Origin of the sequence: Rathayibacter sp. Leaf296 (assembly GCF_001423045.1) — a bacterium.
Taxonomy (GTDB): Bacteria; Actinomycetota; Actinomycetes; order Actinomycetales; family Microbacteriaceae; genus Rathayibacter; species Rathayibacter caricis.
Genome location: NZ_LMNR01000001.1, coordinates 701912 through 722719 on the forward strand (window position 1 = coordinate 701912; position 20808 = coordinate 722719).

The following is a 20808-nucleotide window of genomic DNA, read 5'->3' on the forward strand; positions in this document are numbered from 1 at the left end:
TGCGCGCCGGTCGCGACCACCTCGAGGCGGCGCTCGCCCGCGCGATCCCGGAGTGGAGCGTCCCGCGCGTCTCGGGCGGCCTGTCGACCTGGGTGGGCCTGGGCCGTCCGGCGAGCTCGCAGCTGGCGCTCGCCGCCCGCACCTTCGGCCTGCTGATCACCGCTGGCCCCCGTTTCGGGATCGACGGCGCGTTCGAGCGCTTCCTCCGCATCCCGATCGGCTACTCGCCCGAGACGACGGACCGCGCGGTCGAGGCGCTCGCCGCGGCGTGGGCGCAGGTCGCCCGGCACCCGGTGGCCGAGACGGGGTACCTCGCCGACGTCGTCTGACCTCCGACGCTGGGAGCACACCCGCATCATCCTGAGGATCGACGAGTACTCAGTCGGCTGATGAAAGACTCGTGAGGTGCATCTCCTCGCGGTCCTCAGCATGAAGAACCGGGCGCTCATCGCCCTCGTCACCGTCGTCGTCGCCGTGTTCGGAGGTGTCGCGCTCACCGGTCTGAAGCAGGAGCTGGCGCCGTCGATCTCGTTCCCGCAGCTAGCGGTCGTGTCCAGCTACCCGGGCGCGGCGCCCGAGGTGGTCAACGACGACGTGTCGACCCCGATCGAGACCGCGATCCAGGGTGTTCCGGGGCTCGAGACGACCAGCGCGACGTCCTCGACGAACTCGTCGCTGATCTCGGCGTCGTTCACCTACGGCACCGATCTCGCCACCGCCGAGCAGAAGATCCTGCAGGCGATCAACCGCATCCGCAGCACACTGCCCGAGGGCGTCGATCCGCAGGTCGTCACCGGATCCTTCGACGATCTGCCGGTCCTCCAGCTCGCCGTCTCGAGCGACGGCGACGCCGAGGCGCTCGCGAGCGACCTGCGCGAGAGCGTGATCCCGGACCTCGAGAAGGTCGACGGCGTCCGTGAGGTCGCCCTCGTCGGCGAGAGCGCGCAGCGCGTGACGATCACCCCCGACGACGCGCAGCTCGCCGCCGCCGGAGTCACGGCGAACGACATCCGCACCGCTCTGCAGCAGAACGGCGTGCTCGTCGCCGGCGGCGAGATCACGCAGGACGGCTCCACCTTCTCGTTGCAGTCCGGGCAGAAGCTCGGCTCGACCGACGACATCGCGGCGCTGCCGCTGCTGCCGTCGGGTTCGGTCCCGGTGGGAGCCGACCTCCCGGTGACGCTGCCCGGTACCGCCCTGCCGACCATCGGCTCCGTGGCCGCCGTCGCCGTGACGGAGGCGCCCGTCACCTCGATCTCGCGCGTCAACGGCCAGCCCGCGCTCACCCTCTCGATCACGAAGCTGCCGGCCGCCAACACGGTCGACGTCTCGACCGGCGTCACCGCGCTGCTGCCCGACCTCGAGGCCTCGCTCGGCGACGGCGCGACCTTCACCTCGGTCTTCGACCAGGCCCCCTACATCCAGGAGTCGATCGCGGCGCTCGCGCAGGAGGGGGCGCTTGGCCTCGTCTTCGCGGTGCTCGTGATCCTGGTGTTCCTGCTCTCGGTGCGCTCGACGCTGGTGACGGCCATCTCGATCCCGACGTCGGTGCTGATCACCTTCATCGGCCTGCAGACCGCCGGCTACACCCTCAACATCCTCACCCTCGGCGCGCTGACCATCGCGATCGGCCGCGTCGTCGACGACTCCATCGTCGTGATCGAGAACATCAAGCGGCATCTCGACGCGGGGGAGGAGCGCGCGGGCACCATCGCGCGCGCCGTCCGCGAGGTCGCCGGAGCGATCACCGCCTCGACCATCACGACCGTCGCGGTGTTCCTGCCCATCTCGTTCGTCGGCGGCACGACCGGCGAGCTCTTCCGTCCGTTCGCGCTGACCGTGACCATCGCGCTGCTCGCCTCGCTGGTGGTGGCGCTCACGATCGTCCCGGTGCTCGCCTACTGGTTCCTGCGACCCTCGAAGCGCCCGGGCGTCCGCGAGGCCGCGCGCGCGGCGCTCGACGAGGAGCGCACGGCGGCGGGGGAGACGGCGGCGGGTGTGACGGCAGCGGAGACTCCCGTCGCGCCCGCGCCGACTCGGCAGGCGCTGCCGGAGCCGCCCGCCCACGGCCACCGCTCCGCTCACGCCGCCCCGCGCCCGGCCTCCGCGCTCCAGCGCGTCTACGGTCCGATCATCGCCTGGACGCTCAAGCACTCCGTCGTCACGGTGCTGCTCTCGCTGCTCGTCCTGGTCGGCACCGGCGCGCTCTACCCGCTGATGAAGACCAACTTCCTGGGGGCCAGCGGCCAGAACACCTTCACGGTCACGCAGACCGTGCCGGTCGGGCAGAGCCTCGATGCGCAGGACGTCACCGCGCAGGCCTCGAGCACCGCGATCCTCGACGTCGACGGTGTCGAGACCGTGCAGCTCTCGATCGGGTCCTCGGGCGGCGGGCTGCAGAGCGCGTTCGGCGGCGGGGGCGGGAGCAGCATCAGCTACTCCGTCACCACCGACGAGTCGGCCGACCAGGAGATCGTGCAGTCCGAGGTCCGCGACGCGCTGGGCGAGGTCGCCGACCTCGACGACATCAGCGTCTCGGCGGCGTCCGGCTTCGGCGCGTCCTCGGACATCGAGGTCGACCTGACCACGGCGTCGCAGTCCGACCTGCAGAGCGCGAACGACGCGCTGCTCGAGGCGCTGCGCGGCACCGACGGGATCAGCCAGGCCGAGTCGAACCTCTCCTCCTCCCTCCCCTACATCGCCGTCCGGGTCGACCGGGCTGCCGCGGCGCAGGCGGGTCTGAGCGAGGTCGCGGTCGGCACGATCGTGAGCCAGGCGCTGCAGCCCTCGCAGGCGGGCACCGTCGTGATCGAGGACCGCACGCTCTCGATCTACCTCGCCGACGCGCAGCCGCCGGCGACGATAGACGAGCTCTCGGCCCTCGAGATCCCGACGCTCACCGGCCCCGTCGCCCTGTCGACCCTCGCCGCGGTCGAGCAGACGAACGGCCCGGCGAGCATCACCACCGAGCGCGGTCAGCGCACGGCCACGATCACCGTCACTCCGGAGGGCGACGACCTCGCCTCGGCGAACGTCGCCGTGCAGTCCGCGATCGACGGCACCGATCTGCCCGCGGGCGTCTCGGCCGAGCTCGGCGGAGTGACGGCGGACCAGACCGACGCGTTCTCGCAGCTGGGCATCGCGCTGCTCGTGGCGATCCTCATCGTCTACGTGGTGATGGTCGCGACGTTCCGCTCGCTGCTGCAGCCCCTCCTGCTGCTCGTCTCGGTGCCGTTCGCGGCCACCGGAGCGATCCTGCTCCAGGTGGTCACGGGCGTCCCGCTCGGCGTCCCCTCGCTGATCGGCGTGCTGATGCTGATCGGCATCGTGGTGACGAACGCGATCGTGCTGGTCGACCTCGTGAACCAGTACCGCGAGCGCGGCATGCCGGTGCGCGAGGCGCTGCTGCACGGCACGGAGCGGCGCCTGCGCCCGATCCTCATGACGGCCCTCGCGACGATCTTCGCGCTGCTGCCGATGGCGCTCGGGATCACCGGCCACGGCGGGTTCATCTCGCAGCCGCTGGCCATCGTCGTGATCGGCGGACTGGTGTCCTCGACCGTGCTGACGCTGGTCGTGCTGCCGGTCATCTACAACCTGGTCGAGGGGTATCGTGAGCGGCGGCGTGCCGCCCGCGCCGGGAAGGCGTCGGCATGACGGTCGATCAGAGCTCCACTCCTCCGGACGAGGCGCAGACCATCGGCTCCCGGTGGCGGAGCGGCCCCGAGCGGGCCGCCGCGGCGCTCGCCGAGGTGACTCCCGAGACCTTCGTCTCGCGCGGCTACCGCCCCGGCGTCCTCCGCCACATCGTGCTCTTCCGCTTCCGCCCGACGGCGCTGGTCGCCGAGGTCGATGCGGTGACCGCGCGCTTCCTGGCGCTCGCCGACGAGTGCGTGCGCGACGGGGAGCCGTACATCGTCTCGATCGAGACCGGGCCGCAGCTCAGCACCGAGGGCGCGGGCGAGGGCTTCGACCGTGCGTTCCTGCTGACCTTCTCGTCCGAGGGCGACCTCAACTACTACCTCGGCCGGCCCGCCGTCGACGGACCGGGTCTCTTCGATCCGGCGCACGACGCGTTCAAGGGGTTCGTCGGCCCGGTCCTGGACACCGCGGGCGTCGTGGCGTTCGACTTCCGACCCGAGCCGTTCGACGCCGGGGCCCTCGCGAGCTGATGGCGACGCCGGACTTCATCCTGAGGCTGCGCGAGCGGGTCGGCACGGAGCTGCTCTGGCTGACCGGCGTCACCGCGGTGATCCTGCGGGGCGGTCTCGATACGGCCGAGCCCGAGCGCCGCGTGCTGCTCGTGCGCCGCTCCGACACCGGTGCGTGGACCGCGGTGACGGGGGTCATCGATCCGGGCGAGACGGTCGCCGGCACCGCTCGGCGCGAGGCGCTCGAGGAGACCGGCGTCGAGATCGAGGTCGAGCGGCTCGTATGGGTTCACACCCTGCCGCCGATGACCTACCCGAACGGGGACCGCGCGCAATACCTCGACCACGTCGTCCGCGCCCGCTACGTCGCGGGGGAGGCCCACGTGGCGGACGAGGAGTCGAGCGAGGTCGGCTGGTTCGCGCTCGATGCTCTGCCGCCGATGTCCGAGGAGCACCGCGCGCGCATCGAGCGCGCGCTGTCGGAGGATCCGGCCTGCTCGTTCGACTGACGCCGCGCTGCCCGCCGGCCCGGCACTCCCGTGCTCAGACGTGTTCGCTGACGAGCACCGCCGTCGTGCCCGCCTCGAGCGCGTCGAACACGTGCGGCTCGTCGCCCGGGTACGAGAGGTAGTCGCCGACGGAGAGCTCGACAGGGGCGTCTGACGGTCCGGCGAGTGCGCGGCCGGCGGTGAGCACGAGGTGCTCGACCGTGCCGCGGGCGTGCGGGGCGGAGTCGCGGGGTGTGCCGGGCTCGGCGGCGAGCAGGTAGAGGTCGCGGCGCGCACCGGGCGGGCAGGCGCTGAGGAGGGTCGCAGCGTAGTCGGCGGTCGCCGACGCCACCCGCGGCCCGTCGCCCGCCCGGATCAGCTGCACGGTGCGGCGCGGCGGCTCGACGAGGTGCGAGAACGGCACGCCGAGCGCTCCGCCGAGGGCCCAGAGGGTCTCGAGGTTGGGGTTGCCCTCGCCCGCCTCGAGCTGCGAGAGCGTCGACTTGGCGATGCCCGCGCGGCGCGCGATCTCGGAGATGCTGAGCCCGAGTCGGGCGCGCTCACGTCGGAGCGAGGAGGCGACGAGGTCGCGAGGGGTGGGCGCGTCGGCCATGTTCGTCCTAACGGTCAGACGTTCGCCTTGACGAACGCTCCGCGGGACTGCACACTGTCCCGCATGGCCATTATGACGTCCCTTCGTTCGATTCTCCGAACGGTCTGTGCCGCCGACGGGCGCTCGCTCGGGCTGATCGGGGCGTCCGTCGCGGTGATCGGAGTCTCGTACGGGCTCGGGGCGACGGGCGCCGGGTTCCCGCTCTGGCAGATCCTGCTGCTCGCCGTCTCCGTCTTCGGGGCCTCGGCCGAGATCCTCTTCGTGGGCGTCGTCGCGGCCGGAGGCGCCCCGCTGGCCGCCGCGCTCGCCGCCCTGCTGGTCAACGCGCGGGCGCTGCCCTACGGCATGGCCGCGGGCGGCGTCGTGCGCTCCGGGCGCCGCCGGCTCCTGGCCGCGCATCTCGCGAACGACGAGACCGTCGCCTTCGCGCTGGCGGGCCGGACCCCGGAGCGCCGCCGAGCGCTGTTCTGGGCGGCCGGTGCGGTCGTGCTGACATCCTGGCCCCTGGGGGCTCTCGCCGGGGCGCTCCTCGGCGCGGTGATCGCCGATCCGTCGGTGCTGGGCCTGGACGCCGTGTTCCCCGCCGTGCTGCTCGCGCTCGCGCTGCCGGGCCTCCGAGGCGCCCGGACGCTCGCGGCGACGGTGCTCGGCGGGGCGGTCGCGCTCGCGTCGGTGCCGGTGGTGCCGCCCGGGCTCGCTCCGGTGCTCGCCCTCGCGGGCGTCGCGGCCACGGCAGGGCGGGAACGCTCGTGAGCACCGCCGCCGTCACCCTCGGCATCGTCGTGCTCGCGGTCGGCAGCTTCGCGCTCCGGGCGGGCGGGGTTCTGCTGCGCGACCGCATGCCGCTCGGCGACGAGGCGGAGCGACTCGTCGAGCGGGGCACCGTCGTCCTGCTGATCGCGGTCGCCCTGGTGTCGGCGCTGACGGAGGGGGCGGAGTCGGCTCCCGTGTCGCGGGCGGCGGGAGTCGCGGCGGGCGCCGGGGCGGCACTCCTGAAGGCGCCGCTGGTGGTCGTGGTCGTCGTGGCGGCGGGAACGGCGGCGGGGCTCCGGGCTCTGGGAGTGTGACCCGCTCAGACCGACTTCGCGAAGCACAGCGCGGAGTCGTCCCCGACGTGCGCGCCGAAGCCGTCGACCTCCGTGAAGCCGAGCGCCCGGGCTCCGGCGGCGGTCGCCGGATCCGCCGCGTCGGAGCGGAACCGCAGCGTCCGGATCCGCTGGATCCGCGCCCACGACTCGGCCGCGAGGACCAGGCGGCGGGCCACCCCCTGCCGCCGCGCCGCGGGCAGGACGACCAGGCGCACGAGCTCGGCGAAGTCGTCGGGGCCGGGGGCCAGGGCGACGAGCCCGAGGGCGGCGCCATCCGCTCCTCCCCGGGCCACGAACACCCGCGCGTGCTCGCGGTCGAGCGCGGAGGGCGCTGCGATGAGGGCGAGCAGTGCGTCGACGTCGGGGGAGCCGGTGCGCTCGAGTCGCACGCTCACGGCCTCCGCGCCGCTCACGAGGTCGGCTCCGCCGCTCCCGCCGGCTCGAGGGAGAGGGTCTGCACGGCCGGAGCGTCGAGGTACGCGTGCAGGAAGTCGACGATCGTCGAGCGCAGTCCGTCGTCGAGCAGGGCGATGGAGTGCAGCGCGCCCGGGACGACGAGGAGCTCGACCGGGGCGCCGGCCTCCTTCAGGGCGGCCGCGAAGGACGCGGACTGCGAGAGCGACACCCGCTCGTCGGCCGAGTGGGCGATCAGGAACGGGGGCTCGCTGCCGTCGACGTGCGCGATCGGCGACGCCTCCTCGGCCGCGGGGCACTCGGCGAGGTCCGGGCAGTCGAGGTAGGTGCGGACCGCGGCCGCGACGCCCACGACCGGGTCGTCGTCGGCGAGGCCTTCGGCGGTCAGATCGGAGGGGCCGCTCAGGTCGACGACCGCGGCGAGCTCCGAGGAGGTGTCGTCGTCGGTGCCCAGCAGCGACGCGAGGTTGCCGCCGGCCGATCCGCCGAACGCGGCGACCCGCTCCGGATCGATGCCCAGCCGCTCGGTCTGCTCGGGGGAGAGGAGCCAGTCGAGCGCGGCCGAGACGTCGTCGATCTGCGCGGGGAAGACCGCGGCCGGAGCGAGGCGGTAGTTCACCGAGACGGCGACGAAGCCCTCGGAGGCGAGCCACTGGCACAGCGGGCGCCAGTTCGCGTCGGCCTTGTCGCCGCGGGCCCAGCTGCCGCCGTGCACGACCAGCACCGCGGGCAGCGGAGCGGAGTCGACGGCGTCGACGGGCGAGCAGACGTCGACGGCCTGGCCGGTCGCCTCGTCGTAGACGAGATCGGCGGTGACGGGGATGTCGGAGTACTGCGTCGACGGCACGGCGCCCGCCGCCTGGGCGATCGGCTCGGAGACGGGAGCCGCGCTCGCGCAGCCCGCGAGGGCGGCGGCGGTGAGCGCGAGGGTCGCTGCGGACAGGGCGAAGGATCGCGGGGTTCGGGAGGTCTCGCGCATGGGTGAGACGAGCGTAAGGGGTCGACGACGCTCCGCCTACAGGACCCCCGCGATCAGGGGGTGTCAGGCCGCGTCAGCTGCTCCGAGCCGGAACCGGCCAGGCCGCGTCAGCTGCTCCGGACCGGGATCGGCGGCTCCTGCGCCGCGGGCTCGATCGGCGCCGGCTCCTCCGCCTGCAGCCGCACGAGCACGACACCGGTGAGGATCAGCGCGCCGCCCGCGAACTGGATCGGCGCGGGCAGCTCGCCCAGGAGCGCCCACGCAGCGACGATCGAGAAGAGGACCTCGGTCAGCCCGACGAACGAGGCGATCCGGGTGCCGAGTCGGGAGCCGCCCTGGATACCGAGGAGGTACGCCAGCACGGTCGACATGCCCAGGATCACCGCGGCCGGCACCGCCCAGGAGACCTCGTTCCCGAGGAACACCACGTCGCCGAAGGTCGCGCGCAGCGGAGTGATGCCGGTCACCCCGAGCAGGAGCAGGATCGCGGCGCCGACGGTCATCGCGCCCGCGGTCAGGGCGATCGGCGGCAGCTCCGGATCGACATGGCCGGCGATCACGTAGTAGACGCAGAGCCCGAGGGACGCGGTGAGCGCCCACGCGATGCCGATCAGCTCGGGGGTGGACTCACCCGACAGATCGAGTACCAGCACCAGGCCGGCCAGTGCGAGCGCCGAGCCGGCGAGCGTGAAGCGGCCGGGGTGCCTCCGGGTGCGGGCCCAGGCGAAGAGGACGAGGAACACGGGCGCCAGGTACTCGATCAGCAGGGCGATGCCGACCGACATGTGCTCGATGGCGCTGTAGAAGCAGAGCTGTGCGGCCACAACGGCGAAGACTCCGTAGAGCCCGATCGTGCCGAGGTTGCGGCGCAGCACGTGCGCCTTGCCGCGGAGGGAGAGCGCCGCGGGGATCGCGAGGACGAGCGCCGCGCCTCCCGCGCGCCAGAGCACGGCGGCCGAGGGGGTCCAGCCCGCTTCGAGGAGCGGCTTCACGAACGGGCCGCCCAGCCCGAAGGCGGCGGCCGCGGCGAGGGCCAGCACGAGACCGGAGCCGAGGCGGCGCGGGGGTGCCGTGGTGGTCATCTGCGCGTCCCTCGTCTCGGCCGACCGGTTCAGGAGTCAAACTCGTTATGCTCGTGACAGCATCCGGTGGTCCAGACGGTACCGGCTCGCCCTGTCAGGAGTCAACATGGTTTTCGCTCATGACGTCGAGGCCTCCCTCACCTCGACGGCCTTCCTCGTCAACACGCTGCCCGAGCTCTCGCACACGGGCGAGGACGAGCTCGCCACCCTCGAGCAGCTCGACGACTTCCTCCGCATCAACCGCTACACGGGCAGCCGCGAGCACTCGACGGCGGAGCTCGACGCCGTCCGCTCCGTCCGCTCCTCCCTCCGCTCGCTCTGGCTGACGAGCGCCGAGGAGGACCTCGTGGCCCTGGTCAACGGGATGCTCGAGCAGGGCCGGGCGCTGCCGCAGCTCGTGCGGCACGGACTCTGGGGTTGGCACCTGCACGCGACGCGCGACGAGAGCCCGCTCGCCACCCGCATCGTCGTGGAGGCGGCGATGGCCTTCGTCGACGTGGTGCGCGGGGACGAGCGCGACCGCATCCGGATCTGCGCAGCGGAGGACTGCGAGGCGGTGCTCGTCGACTTCTCGCGCAACCGCTCCAAGCGGTACTGCGACACGGGGAACTGCGGCAACCGGGCGAACGTCGCGGCGTACCGGGCGCGGCGCGCGACGGCGGAGGCGTGACGCGCGACGAGGGGAAGGTGCGCGGCATCCTAGCGGGGGAGTCGCCTCCGCCCTAGCCATGCCGCAAGGGCGCGTGTAGACTCCTGCGGTCGGCTCTTGACACCGAGCGCTCTGCGCGCGGATGGGTTTGTTAGTCAAGCGGGCCGGATCTCCGACAGTCGTCGTGAGAGACATCACATGTGTGTGAATCGGCCCCGGTCAAAGACTCGCCCGGGTTCCAGCAGGCTGCGTTCGGACGCGCCCCACGAGGGCGCCCTCCGGCGTGCGTCTGCCCGCTCCTCACCGAGCCCACGCAGAACCGAACCCAGGAAGACACAGCCATGCCCAAGAACAAGAAGCCCGCCGGCGGACGCCCCGCCAAGAACTTCGAGCCCAACCGCTTCGGCGCGTCCAGCGGCAAGTCGCAGCTCGGAGGCCGTTCGCGCTTCCCCGCGACCAAGCCGGGCGCGCGCAGCGAGGGCCACCGCGGCTACCGCCCCGTCGACGAGAACGCGCCCAAGAAGGCGCGCTGGAACGCCGACGAGCGCGCCGCCCGCGCCGACGAGCGCAGCAGCGAGCGCCCCGCCCGGTCGTACGACCGCGACGAGCGTCCCGCTCGCTCGGCCGATCGCGGCGACCGCCCCGTGCGCTCCTACGACCGGACCGACCGCCCCGCGCGGTCGTTCGACCGCAGCGACCGTCCGGCGCGTTCCTTCGACCGCAGCGAGCGCCCCGCCCGGTCGTACGACCGCGACGAGCGCCCGGCGCGCTCCTCCGAGCGCAGCGACCGCCCGGCCCGCTCGTTCGACCGCGGCGACCGCCCGGCGCGCTCGTACGACCGCGATGACCGCCCGGCTCGCTCGGCCGACCGCGGCGACCGCCCCGCTCGCTCCTTCGACCGCAACGACCGTCCGGCGCGTTCCTTCGACCGGACCGACCGCCCGACCCGTTCCTACGACCGCGATGACCGCCCGGCTCGCTCGGCCGACCGCAGCGATCGTCCCGCCCGCTCCTTCGACCGCTCGGATCGTCCGGCCCGCTCGTTCGACCGGACCGACCGCCCGGCCCGCTCCTACGACCGCGACGAGCGCCCCGCCCGCTCCTACGACCGCGACGAGCGCCCCGCCCGCTCCTCCGAGCGCAGCGACCGCCCCGCCCGCTCGTTCGACCGCGGCGACCGTCCGGCCGCCCGCTCCTTCGAGCGCAGCGACCGCCCGGCCCGTACCTCCTACGACCGCACCGACCGCACCGACCGCTCCGCCGGCGGCGCCCGCGGCCCCCGCCGCGACTCGTCGGACTTCTACCCCTCGCGCGACACCCGAGGCTCGCACCAGGTCGACGACGTCGTCCTCGAGCGCCTCGAGGCCACCGCGACCCTGGCCGTCGACGTCGAGGGCGTGTCGTTCGGCGACCTCGGCCTGGGCGCGAACATCGTCCGCCAGCTGACCTCGATGGGAGCGGCGGCGCCGTTCCCGATCCAGGCCGCCACGATCCCCGAGGTGCTCCGCGGCAAGGACGTCCTCGGCCGCGGCAAGACCGGCTCCGGCAAGACCATCGCCTTCGGCGCTCCGGTCGTCGAGCGCCTGATGGAGAACAACGGAGGCAAGGACCGCAAGCAGGGCCGCGCCCCCCGCGCGCTCATCCTCGCCCCGACCCGCGAGCTCGCGATGCAGATCGACCGCACCGTGCAGCCCATCGCGCGCTCCGTCGGCCTCTTCACCACGACGATCTTCGGCGGCGTCCCCCAGTACAAGCAGGTCGGCGCCCTCCAGCGCGGGGTCGACATCGTCATCGCGACGCCGGGCCGTCTCGAGGACCTCGTCGAGCAGGGCCGCCTCGACCTGTCGAAGGTGACCATCACGGTCCTCGACGAGGCCGACCACATGTGCGACCTCGGCTTCCTCGAGCCGGTGCAGCGGATCCTCCGTCGCACCGCGACCGGCGGACAGCGACTGCTCTTCTCGGCCACGCTCGACAAGGGCGTCGCGACGCTCGTCGACGAGTTCCTGGTCGAGCCGAGCGTGCACGAGGTGGCCGGCGAGGACCAGGCGTCCTCGACGATCGACCACCGCGTCCTGGTCATCGAGCACCGCGACAAGGCCGAGATCATCGAGCAGCTCGCCGCACGCGAGGGCAAGACGCTGATCTTCGCCCGCACCCGCGCCTTCGCCGAGCAGCTCGCCGAGCAGCTCGAGCACGCGGACATCCCGGCGACCAGCCTGCACGGCGACCTCAACCAGTCGCGCCGCACGCGCAACCTCGCGCTGCTGACCAGCGGCCGCGTCGACGTGCTCGTCGCGACCGACGTCGCCGCGCGGGGCATCCACGTGGACGACATCGACCTGGTCATCCAGGCCGACGCCCCCGACGAGTACAAGACGTACCTGCACCGCTCGGGCCGCACCGGCCGCGCGGGCAAGAAGGGCACGGTCGTGACGCTCATCACGCGCAACCGCCGCCACCGCATGGAGGAGCTGCTCGAGCGCGCCGAGATCGAGGCCGACATGGTCCAGGCGTTCCCGGGCGACCGCGTGCTCGCCGAGATCAGCGCTCCCGCCGAGTAGGCGGACGCGGCAACGCCGAAGGGCGGACACCTCACGGTGCCCGCCCTTCGGCGTTGCTGCGGTCGGTGACCGCGGGTCGACTGCTTACGCAGCCGGCATGAGGACGGTGTCGATGAGGTACACGGTCGCGTTGGCGGTCTGGACGCCACCGCAGATGACCGACGCGTCGTTCACCTTGATGTCGTCGCCGGAGCCGGTGACGGTGAGGTCGGTGCCCTGGACGGTGGTCTGCGTGCCGTCGATGTCGGCGGGAGCGATCTGGCCGGGGACGACGTGGTAGGTCAGGACCGACGACAGCGTCGCGGCGCCCTCGGGGGTGGCCAGTGTGGCGAGCGTCGCGGCGTCGAGCTTGGCGAACGCGTCGTCGACGGGGGCGAAGACGGTGAACTCGCTGCCGTTCAGCGTGTCGACGAGGTTGACGTCGGGGTTGAGCTGACCGGAGACCGCAGCGGTGAGGGTCTTGAGGAGCGGGTTGTTCGAGGCGGCCGTGGCGACCGGGTCGAGCGACATGCCGGCGACGGAGCCGGCGCCGTCCGGGACCTGCTCGGCGTAGGCGGCGCAGCCGGGTCCGACGAGGTTCGCGGCCGGGTCCATGGTCGCCATGGGGGTCTCGGTCTCCATGGGGGTGGTGGTCTCCATGGGAGCGGAGGACGACATCGAGTCCTCGGTCGACTCGGTGGTCGAGCCGCTGCCGCTGGAGCAGGCGGTGAGGCCGAGGGTCGCGACGCTGATGAGGGCGAATGCGGCGAAAGTGGTGCGCTTGGTGGTTCGCATGGTGTTTCTCCTTCGTGAGACGGTCCCGGTGAGGGGCTCCGTTGTCCTGGTCGTGCAGAGGGGGGTTCGTGCTGTGTGGACCGTTTCGCGGCCGTTGACATGTCTTCGGAGCCCTGGCCGAGGGGGTTTGGATCGGATCGGAGAAGTTGGTAACGGGTTCGTAACGGGGCCGACCGGCCGCCGTGCAGGTCCTCCTCGCCCCGTCGGCGCTCTGCTGCGTCGATTACCCTGGAGTCCGTCCGCGCTCGCGGGCGCCGGCGCGCGATCCACGCGATCGCCGGGAGCAGCTGCGCGATCCTCCGGGTCCGCCTCGACGAACGGGATCCGACGTGCAGACCAGGTGGGCGCGAGTCGCACGGGGCGTCACCGCCGCCGTCGCCGCGACCGCCGTCGCCGCGGCATCGCACACGCTCGCCGGAGCGACGGCTCCGACTCCCGCCGTCCTCGCCCTCGCAGGCGCCTTCGCCGCCGTAGTGTGCGTCTTCCTCGCCGGCCGCCGGCTCTCGCTGCTGCGTCTCTCGCTCTCGGTCCTGCTCAGCCAGCTCGCCTTCCACGTCCTCTTCCTCGCGAGCGGCGGAGGCGACGTCAGCGTCGTCGGGACCACCGCCACCGGGGCGCACTTCCACGACGGGGGCACCGTCGAGCTGGTGGCCGCTGGCGGGGGGCACGCGGCGCACTCTCCTCTCATGACGCTGGCGCACCTCGTGGCCGGCGTGCTCACCATCGCCGTGCTCCGCCGCGGCGAGACGCTGTTCTGGACGCTCGGCGAGCAGCTCGCCCGCGTCGTCGTGCGGTTCGTCGTCCGTGCGGGGGCTCTCCTGCTCGGGCCGGTCGGTCCCTCCGTCGCCGTGCACGGCGCTCCGGAGCCGCGCTCCCCGCGTCCGCTCGACGCCGCGCTCACGCACCTGCGGCACCGCGGTCCGCCGGTGCGCGTCCTGCACGCCGCCTGACACCGCTCCGCTCCGGGGCGCGTGCCGGTCGGCGTCCACGCGCGCACCGCACGACCGCGCTGCGCTTCCGGATGCCCGGCGACCGCCGGCCCCCTTCAAGGACTCGTCACCATGACCTCGACCACCCGTTCCTCCGCTGCCCGTTCCTCGTCCGGCCGCTCCTCGCAGCGCCTCCGTCTCGTCGGCAGCGGCGCCCTCGTCGCCGCCGGCTCCGTCGCCCTCGCGCTGGCCGCACCCACCGCGGCGAGCGCGCACGTGACCGCCGCCGCCAGCACCACGGCGGCCGGCGCCTACACGGTCGTCACGTTCTCGCTCGCCCACGGCTGCGAGGGCTCGCCGACCACCGGCCTCACCATCACCATCCCGGACGGGATCAACTCGGTCAGCCCGACCGTGAACCCCAACTGGGAGGTCGTGAAGAACGAGGTCGCCCTCGCCGAGCCGATCACCGACTCGCACGGCGCCTCCGTCACCGAGCGCGTCGCCGACGTCGTCTACACGGCGAAGACCCCGCTTGCCGACGGCTACCGCGACACCGTCTCGCTGCAGCTGCAGCTCCCCGAGGATGCGGAGGGCGAGAGCCTCGCGTTCCCGGTCCTGCAGACCTGCGAGACCGGCTCGACCGCCTGGGACCAGCCGACCGTCGAGGGCGAGGACGAGCCGGAGCTGCCCGCCCCGGTCGTGGCCGTGACCGCTGCGGAGGAGGGGGAGGGCCACCACGGCGCCGGCTCCGGCTCCGCTTCGCACGAGGAGGAGGAGACCGCCGCCGCGACGACCGCCTCCTCGACGAGCTCCGCCGGTGACGCCGACGTCGTCGCCCGCGTCCTCGGTGTCGGCGGCCTCGTCGTCGGCGCCGTCGGAGTCGCGGTCGCGCTCGCCTCGCGCCGTCGCGGACCGAAGGCCTCCGCGTGACCCTGCGTCGCAGCTCCGGCGTCGCCGCCGCGGCGATCCTGCTCGGCCTCGCCGGCTCGGTCGTCGTGGCGGCGCCCGCCAGCGCGCACAACTACCTCGTCTCGAGCACTCCCGCGGCCGATGCGACGCTCACCGAGCAGCCCGGCAGCCTGGCCGTCACGACCAACGACGACCTGCTCGTGCTCGGCGACGACGACCGTGCCGCCGGCCTGCGCGTCACCGGGCCCGACGGCCTGTACTACGGAGACGGCTGCGTCACCGTCCTCGGTCCCGAGGCCTCGATGCCCCTCGAGCTCGGTGCGGCCGGTGCCTACGAGGTGACGTGGCAGGTCGTCTCGACCGACGGCCATCCGGTGTCGGGCCAGTACTCGTTCGACTGGCAGCCCGCCGAGGGAGTCGTCCTCGCGGACGGCTCGGAGTCGGTGCCGGACTGCAACGGCACCGTCGACGTCTCGGGGGAGTCCGCCTCGGCCGAGTCCGGTTCGGCCGACGGTTCCGGTGACGCGGCCCCCTCGGGAGCCGACGCCGTGCCCCTCGGGGACGTGCTGTGGATCGGCGGGGCGCTCGCCGCGGTCGCCCTCGCCGTCGGAGTCACGATGCTGGTGCTGCGCCGACGTCCTCGGGAGTAGCGCTGCGGCCTGCTGTGCGCGCCCCGGCGTCAGCGCAGCAGGCTCGCCAGCGGCCCGCCGTCGAGGTCCGACAGGATCGCGGCGGCGTCGTCGTACACCGCGACGGCGCCCGCGTCGAGCAGCTCGTGCTCGCCGGTGCCGCCCGAGAGGACGGCGACCGTCGCGAGTCCGGCCTTCTCGGCCGCGAGCACGTCCCACGAGGCGTCGCCGACCATGATCGCGTCGTCGGGTCCGACCTCCGCGCGCTCGAGCGCGATCGAGATGATCCCGGGGTCGGGCTTCGCCGTGTCCACGTCCTCCCCGCTGGTGACCGCGTGCACCGAGTCACCCAGGTCGAGCACCCGGAGGAGGAGGTCCAGCTCCTCCTGCGGCGCCGACGTCGCGAGGACCACGCGCGCGCCCCGCTCGGCGATCGCCCGGACCAGCTCGCGCGCCCCGGGGAGCGGCACCAGTCGGGGTCCGAGCTCGGCGTAGTTCTTCGCGTGCAGCGTCTTCAGCTGCGTGCGGGTCTGCTCGTCGACCTCGTCGTCGGTCAGCATGCCGATCAGCTCGGACGAGTCGGCGCCGATCGCCCGCTGGATGCGCCAGGCCGGCACCTCGAGGTCGCACTGCCAGAACGCGCGCGCCCACGCCTCGATGTGCAGGAAATTCGAGTCGACGAGCGTGCCGTCGATGTCGAAGAGCACCGCGGTGGTGCGGGTGCGGTGCGTCGTGGTGATGGTGTCGCTCGTGCTGTCTGCCGTCATGCTCGTGTCGTCCTCCGCTGTGGTGTTCGCGCTGTGGTGTTCGCGCTGTCGTGTTCGCGCTGTCGTCGTGTTCGCGCTGTCGTCGTCGGCCCGGCACCGTTACCAGGGGGAGGGCGGCACGTTACTCCGGGCGAGCGGCGGGGTGAGACCCCCTTGCGCGACGTCGCCCCGCACGATCGCGTCGAGGATCCGGTCCACCTCGGCGACGCCGTCGGCGTCGGCGGGCAGTAGGAAGCGCCGGTCGCCGAGATTCACGGACACCGACGTCGGACCGACACTCCAGTGCACCGGGCGGGCGCTCTCCGCCTCCGGCAGCAGGCTCGCCCTCCGTCCCCCGTTCATCGAGCGGATGCGCAGCCGCGTCCCGTGGTCGTGGTGCAGCCGCACCAGCCGCTCGTGGAGCGCGGCGATCACCTCGGCCGGCGGCGTAGGAGGCGACTCCCGCACGGCCTCCCGCGGCGCCTCGTACTCGGGGAGGTCCGCGCGGTCGTCGATCTCGAGGACCGCCGTCAGGTCGATCCCGCCGCGAGTACCGTCCCAGCCGTCGAGCCGCTGCACGCGCCGCAGACTCCTGTCCGGAACGAGGACTCCCTCGCCGATCGCGAGCCGTGCGCCGAGGACCGTGCGTCCGACCAGCCCCCGGACCACGCCCGCCACCGGTCGGGCGGGCCTCGTCGGCTCGTGGTGCTCCTCCAGGAACCTCGGGCGCAGCCCCGGGATGCGAGGCCCGAGCGCGATCAGCGTCCAGGTCACCCTGTCGCCGACCGCGAACGGCTCCCCGCAGCAGGTCATCGCCCACCCCTCCAGCTCGACGTCGACGAGGTCGTCGTCCGTCGCTTCGTCCGCCGCCGCTGCCTCGTCCGTGGCCGCTCCGTTCCTCGCCGGTTCGGCGTCGGCCCCGTCGCGCCCGTGGATGGTGTGCTCGCTGATCATCGTTCCCCCGTCGTCATCCAGCTGTCGTCCCGACAACGTCCCAGCGCCGTCCCCTCAGACCATCGTCACCGATGCGCCTGCTCCGTCGGCGACTCCCCGCCGTGCAACCCCTGCCACTCAGAACGGAGGGGGATCGCCTTCGCGCCGCCACTCCGACGGACCTCCGAAGAGCCGTTCCGGCGGCTCCGGCGGCTCCGGCGGCTCCGGTGCGGTGGTGTGGTGTCGTCCGGTGGGGCTGGTCCACTCGAGGACGCCGCCCGGTCGGTGTCGGACCCGCCAGGTGGTGGTGTGCCGGAGTCGGTGGTGGTGCCGGCAGAGGTGGGCGAGGTTGTCGGCGTCCGTATGCCCGTCGTGCTGCCATTCGACTGTGTGGTCGATGTCGCTGTCGCGGGCGGAGCGGGTGCAGCCGGGGAACCGGCAGGTGATGTCGCGGTGGGCGAGGGCCCGGCGCAGGTCGGCGGGGACGCGATACGTGGTCCGTCCGACGGAGAGGACCGTGCCGGTTTCCGGGTGGGTGAGGATGCGGGTGAAGGAGGGTGCGTCGGCGGCGAGGCGCCGTGCGGTGGCGGGGTCGATGGGTCCGTAGCCGTCGAGGATCCCGGGCTCGTCGGAGCGGCCGAGGAGAGTCAGGACGGGAACCGTCACGGACACGCGGGCGCGGATCCCGTGCGGGACTGCGCCGGCGGATCGCGGGCCGTCGGGGCGGTCGACGGTCTCGCCGTCGAGAAGGAGCGCGGCGGCGACGTCGGCGCGCAACTGCCCGAGGATCCGCTCCTCCCCAGGCACCTCGTGCAGTGAGCGGGCGGCGCGGTCGATCCGGTCGAACGCTCCATGCGCCTCGGGAGCGGGGAGATGCAGGTGCAGGGTGGCCATGCCGTCGAGTTCGCCGTCGAGCCACACGCCGCGGCGGGCGGCGCACCGCGCGTGTCTATCGGTGAGCGACTCCGGATGCATCCGCTCGCGCAGCGAGCGCAAGCGGCGTCGCAGCTGCGGAGGCGTGCAGTCGCGGGCGATGGCCGCTGCGGCCTGGTCGAAACGACCGCGCACCTCCGTCGGGAGATCCAGTGCGGCCCTGATGATCACGCGCGCGTGCTCGGGTGCGATCGCGGCCTCCCGCAGAGCCGTCAGAGTCTCGGGCAGTTCATTGACGAGCATCCGGCTCTCCTCCACGAGGACGCCCGCCAAGGATTCCGAGACCCGCATCCCGGTCGCGATCTCCGCGATCAGAGCGCGCATCGCCGCTTCCTCGCGTTCGACGTGCACTTGCACGCTCGGATCCACGAGCGCGTCCGGAAGCGTCATCGCCGTGCGACGGGCGAGCTCGATCAGCTCGGCGCGCTCGGCTTCGGCTCGGGAGCGGAACGCGTCGACGGCGCACGCGGCTTCGACGGCGGCGACGAGCGCGTCATCGAAGCACTCGCGCACGCTCGGACCGCCGCCCGCGGGCTTCGCCTCGACATCCAGAAGAACCATACGAGGATGACACCAACGACCACCGACACCACGGGCGCGATCGCGCCAGGCGGTGGCGGAACGCGCCAAGGGCACTCTAGAGGCGGGGCCGCTGGTGGACGTGGATCTCGATACGCCCGCTGCGCGGGCTACTCGATCAGCAAGGAAGGAGCGCGGGCTCACTCAGCAGGAAGGAGCGGGCTACTCGATCCATAAGAGGAGCGCGGGCGGGTTGATCAGCGGGGGAGGGAGGGTCGTCTCCGCGCTGCCCGGAGCGGCACGGCCCGACGCTCTACCGCACCCGCCGCGGCACCGTGAACACCGTCTCGACGCCCGGCGAGTACAGCACCGAGTCCGGAGCCCGCCCCGCGAGCCCCGGGAACCCGGCCTGCTCGAGCAGCCCGTCGTCGAGCGCCAGCAGCTCGGCCCGCTGCAGCGGCCACGGCCGGTGAAGGTTGCGTCCGTACCAGGTCGAACCCAGGTGCGTCTCGTGGTACGCCCAGCGCGAGGTCAGGAACGACGCGAGCCGATCGTCCGCCGCCGAGGTCCCCGGAGTCGGCCGCACGACGATCCGCGACCGCGCCTCGGGCCGCCCGATCCGCGAGGTCTCGTAGACCACCGCGCCGTGGCGGTGCTCGATGCTCATGCGGGCCCACCGGTAGGGCAGCCCGAACACGGCCTGCGCGGTGAGCACCGGGAGCAGGTGGGAGGCGTCGAGCGAGACGAAGACGACTCCGCGGCGGCCCTGCTCGTCGACGGAGTACAGGCGCACGTTCACCTCGGGGAAGGTGCCGAGCCACGGCACCCTCGGCCCGCCGAGGAACGCGGTGCGCGACAGGCGGAAGGGGATGAGGCCGACCCAGGAGGAGCCGTCGTGCTCGTCCGGTCGGGTGCCGCGGGGCAGGTGCGGCGCCACGAGCGACCCGTCGACCCGCCAGTGCAGGAAAGCCGCCTCGGTCCAGCGCTGGCGGAGGATCCGCGGCCCGCCGAGCGGGGGAGCGGAGCGGGTCAGGGGTTCGAGGGCAGGCACCCGCCCATGGTGGACCTCCGTGCTGCGAACCACCCGCACCGCGACAGCCGGCGCACAGGCTCCCGCCCGGCGCCCTCGGATATGCTGGCCGGACGTTCAACCAGAGTCGGCGCCGCGCGCCAGGAACGGTGAGGATCCCCCGATGACCGAGGCCCTGCAGCCGCCCGTCCAGAACGCTCTGTCGCTCACTCCGCCGGAGCCCGTCGCCGCGGTGCCCACGACCTCGGCGCCCTCCATCGCGCCGAAGGTGCCGGAGCAGGCGCTGCCCGGCCTCGAGGCGAAGGTCGACGGCTACCTCGCGTCGCTCCTGCAGTCCGAGGCGCGCAGCCCCGAGTTCGCGGCGAAGGCGAACGACATCCGCACGATGGGCGACGCCGACATCCGCTCGGCCGCCGACTCGTCGAACCGTCTGCTCAAGGCCCCGGTGCGCGCCCTGCAGGAGGGCGGCCTCAGCGAGGGGTCCACCATCGGCAGGACGCTGCTGGAGCTGCGCCGCACGGTCGAGGACCTCGACCCGTCCGAGGACAACGTGCAGAAGAAGATCCTCGGCTTCATCCCCTTCGGCAACAAGATCACCGACTACTTCCGCCGCTACGAGAGCGCGCAGACGCACCTGAACGCCATCATCCAGGCGCTCTACGACGGGCAGGACGAGCTCCGCAAGGACAACGCCGCGCTCAACCTCGAGAAGCAGCACCTCTGGGAGACGATGACGCGTCTCAACGAGTACATCTACGTCGCCGAGCGCCTCGACGTGAAGCTGTCGGCCAAGATCGCCGAGCTCGACGCGACCGACCCCGACCGCGCCCGTGCCCTGCGCGAGGACGTCCTCTTCTACGCGCGCCAGAAGCACCAGGACCTGCTGACCCAGCTGGCCGTGTCCATCCAGGGCTATCTCGCGATCGACGTGGTCATCAAGAACAACGTCGAGCTGATCAAGGGCGTTGACCGCGCGACCACGACCACGGTCTCGGCGCTCCGCACCGCGGTCATCGTGGCGCAGGCGCTCGCCAACCAGCGGCTCGTGCTCGACCAGATCACGGCGCTCAACACGACCACCTCGAACATGATCGAGGCGACGTCGCGGATGCTCGCCGAGCAGTCCGCGAACATCCAGTCGCAGGCGGCGTCGGCGACCGTCGGGCTGCCGCAGCTGCAGGCCGCGTTCGCGAACATCTACCAGACCATGGACTCGATCTCGGACTTCAAGATCAAGGCGCTCGACAGCATGGCCCAGACGGTGGGCGTGCTGCAGACCGAGACCGCGAAGGCCGGCGAGTACGTGGAGCGGGCCCGCCGCAGCAACGCCGACATCGACGCGACGTCCTCGCTCGATCTCGGCCGCTAGGAGACG

20 protein-coding genes and 1 pseudogene are annotated in these 20808 nt (G+C 73.0%); 12 read left to right on the forward strand and 9 right to left on the reverse strand.

Annotated features, from left to right (window positions below):
- The 4 genes and pseudogenes from ASF46_RS19665 to ASF46_RS03165 all read left to right on the forward strand — a co-directional run.
- A pseudogene (locus tag ASF46_RS19665) lies at positions 1–329 on the forward strand (PLP-dependent aminotransferase family protein); the annotation flags it as partial.
- 76 nt (positions 330–405) lie between these two features.
- Positions 406–3657 (forward strand): efflux RND transporter permease subunit, encoded by a 3252-nt coding sequence (locus ASF46_RS03155; protein WP_056866388.1) that lies wholly within the window; start codon positions 406–408, stop codon positions 3655–3657.
- A complete protein-coding gene (locus ASF46_RS03160; protein ID WP_056866389.1) occupies positions 3654–4172 on the forward strand; it encodes a Dabb family protein in 519 nt (172 codons plus the stop codon). The genes ASF46_RS03155 and ASF46_RS03160 overlap by 4 nt, the downstream gene beginning before the upstream one ends.
- A complete protein-coding gene (locus ASF46_RS03165) occupies positions 4172–4660 on the forward strand; it encodes an NUDIX hydrolase (protein WP_056866390.1) in 489 nt (162 codons plus the stop codon). The genes ASF46_RS03160 and ASF46_RS03165 overlap by 1 nt, the downstream gene beginning before the upstream one ends.
- A 34-nt stretch (positions 4661–4694) precedes the next feature.
- On the opposite strand, the gene ASF46_RS03170 is transcribed toward ASF46_RS03165, so the two are convergent.
- A complete protein-coding gene (locus ASF46_RS03170) occupies positions 4695–5252 on the reverse strand; it encodes a helix-turn-helix domain-containing protein (protein WP_056866391.1) in 558 nt (185 codons plus the stop codon).
- Between the two features lie 63 nt (positions 5253–5315).
- On the opposite strand from ASF46_RS03170, the gene ASF46_RS03175 reads away from it, so the two are divergent.
- Together ASF46_RS03175 and ASF46_RS03180 are read left to right on the forward strand one after the other, a co-directional pair.
- Positions 5316–6005, forward strand: coding sequence for an AzlC family ABC transporter permease (locus ASF46_RS03175; protein WP_200919656.1), 690 nt, complete (start codon positions 5316–5318; stop codon positions 6003–6005).
- A complete protein-coding gene (locus ASF46_RS03180) occupies positions 6002–6319 on the forward strand; it encodes an AzlD domain-containing protein (RefSeq protein ID WP_056866393.1) in 318 nt (105 codons plus the stop codon). The genes ASF46_RS03175 and ASF46_RS03180 overlap by 4 nt, the downstream gene beginning before the upstream one ends.
- A 5-nt stretch (positions 6320–6324) precedes the next feature.
- On the opposite strand, the gene ASF46_RS03185 is transcribed toward ASF46_RS03180, so the two are convergent.
- From ASF46_RS03185 to ASF46_RS03195, 3 genes are all read right to left on the reverse strand, one after another.
- Positions 6325–6753: a GNAT family N-acetyltransferase gene (locus tag ASF46_RS03185; RefSeq protein ID WP_056866394.1), complete on the reverse strand. Its 429-nt coding sequence runs from the start codon at positions 6751–6753 to the stop codon at positions 6325–6327.
- A complete protein-coding gene (locus ASF46_RS03190) occupies positions 6750–7733 on the reverse strand; it encodes an alpha/beta hydrolase (RefSeq protein ID WP_056866395.1) in 984 nt (327 codons plus the stop codon). Before ASF46_RS03190 ends, ASF46_RS03185 begins: the two co-directional genes overlap by 4 nt.
- Before the next feature lie 107 nt (positions 7734–7840).
- Positions 7841–8815 (reverse strand): EamA family transporter, encoded by a 975-nt coding sequence (locus ASF46_RS03195; RefSeq protein WP_056866396.1) that lies wholly within the window; start codon positions 8813–8815, stop codon positions 7841–7843.
- 106 nt (positions 8816–8921) lie between these two features.
- Here ASF46_RS03195 and ASF46_RS03200 point away from each other — a divergent pair, with 106 nt between their 5' ends.
- Entirely contained in the window at positions 8922–9485 is a 564-nt protein-coding gene (locus ASF46_RS03200; RefSeq protein ID WP_056866397.1) for a CGNR zinc finger domain-containing protein, read from the forward strand.
- Positions 9486–9805: 320 nt separating this feature from the next.
- Positions 9806–12028, forward strand: a complete 2223-nt coding sequence (locus ASF46_RS03205) for a DEAD/DEAH box helicase (RefSeq protein ID WP_056866398.1) — start codon at positions 9806–9808, stop codon at positions 12026–12028.
- Between the two features lie 84 nt (positions 12029–12112).
- Here the strand turns inward: ASF46_RS03205 and ASF46_RS03210 are convergent, their stop codons facing one another.
- Entirely contained in the window at positions 12113–12802 is a 690-nt protein-coding gene (locus tag ASF46_RS03210) for a fasciclin domain-containing protein (RefSeq protein WP_055786654.1), read from the reverse strand.
- 329 nt (positions 12803–13131) lie between these two features.
- Between ASF46_RS03210 and ASF46_RS03215 the strand changes: the two genes are divergently transcribed.
- The 3 genes from ASF46_RS03215 (at position 13132) to ASF46_RS03225 (ending at position 15293) form a co-directional block, all read left to right on the forward strand.
- Positions 13132–13752, forward strand: a complete 621-nt coding sequence (locus ASF46_RS03215; RefSeq protein WP_056866399.1) for a hypothetical protein — start codon at positions 13132–13134, stop codon at positions 13750–13752.
- Between the two features lie 111 nt (positions 13753–13863).
- A complete protein-coding gene (locus tag ASF46_RS03220) occupies positions 13864–14664 on the forward strand; it encodes a YcnI family protein (protein WP_082485194.1) in 801 nt (266 codons plus the stop codon).
- Positions 14661–15293, forward strand: coding sequence for a copper resistance CopC family protein (locus ASF46_RS03225; protein WP_082485196.1), 633 nt, complete (start codon positions 14661–14663; stop codon positions 15291–15293). Before ASF46_RS03220 ends, ASF46_RS03225 begins: the two co-directional genes overlap by 4 nt.
- Positions 15294–15322: 29 nt before the next feature.
- Here ASF46_RS03225 and ASF46_RS03230 read toward each other — a convergent pair whose 3' ends face one another.
- The 4 genes from ASF46_RS03230 to ASF46_RS03245 all read right to left on the reverse strand — a co-directional run bounded on the left by ASF46_RS03230 (position 15323) and on the right by ASF46_RS03245 (position 19454).
- Positions 15323–16039, reverse strand: coding sequence for an HAD family hydrolase (locus tag ASF46_RS03230; protein WP_056866400.1), 717 nt, complete (start codon positions 16037–16039; stop codon positions 15323–15325).
- A 99-nt stretch (positions 16040–16138) separates the two neighbouring features.
- Positions 16139–16972, reverse strand: a complete 834-nt coding sequence (locus ASF46_RS03235) for a DUF6578 domain-containing protein (protein WP_056866401.1) — start codon at positions 16970–16972, stop codon at positions 16139–16141.
- 117 nt (positions 16973–17089) lie between these two features.
- Positions 17090–18445, reverse strand: a complete 1356-nt coding sequence (locus ASF46_RS03240) for an HNH endonuclease signature motif containing protein (RefSeq protein WP_056866402.1) — start codon at positions 18443–18445, stop codon at positions 17090–17092.
- Between the two features lie 271 nt (positions 18446–18716).
- Positions 18717–19454 carry a YqjF family protein gene (locus ASF46_RS03245; protein WP_056866403.1) on the reverse strand — a complete coding sequence of 246 codons (738 nt, stop codon included), beginning with the start codon at positions 19452–19454 and terminating at the stop codon, positions 18717–18719.
- Between the two features lie 142 nt (positions 19455–19596).
- Between ASF46_RS03245 and ASF46_RS03250 the strand changes: the two genes are divergently transcribed.
- Positions 19597–20802 carry a toxic anion resistance protein gene (locus ASF46_RS03250; RefSeq protein ID WP_056866404.1) on the forward strand — a complete coding sequence of 402 codons (1206 nt, stop codon included), beginning with the start codon at positions 19597–19599 and terminating at the stop codon, positions 20800–20802.
- Positions 20803–20808: the final 6 nt, after the last annotated feature.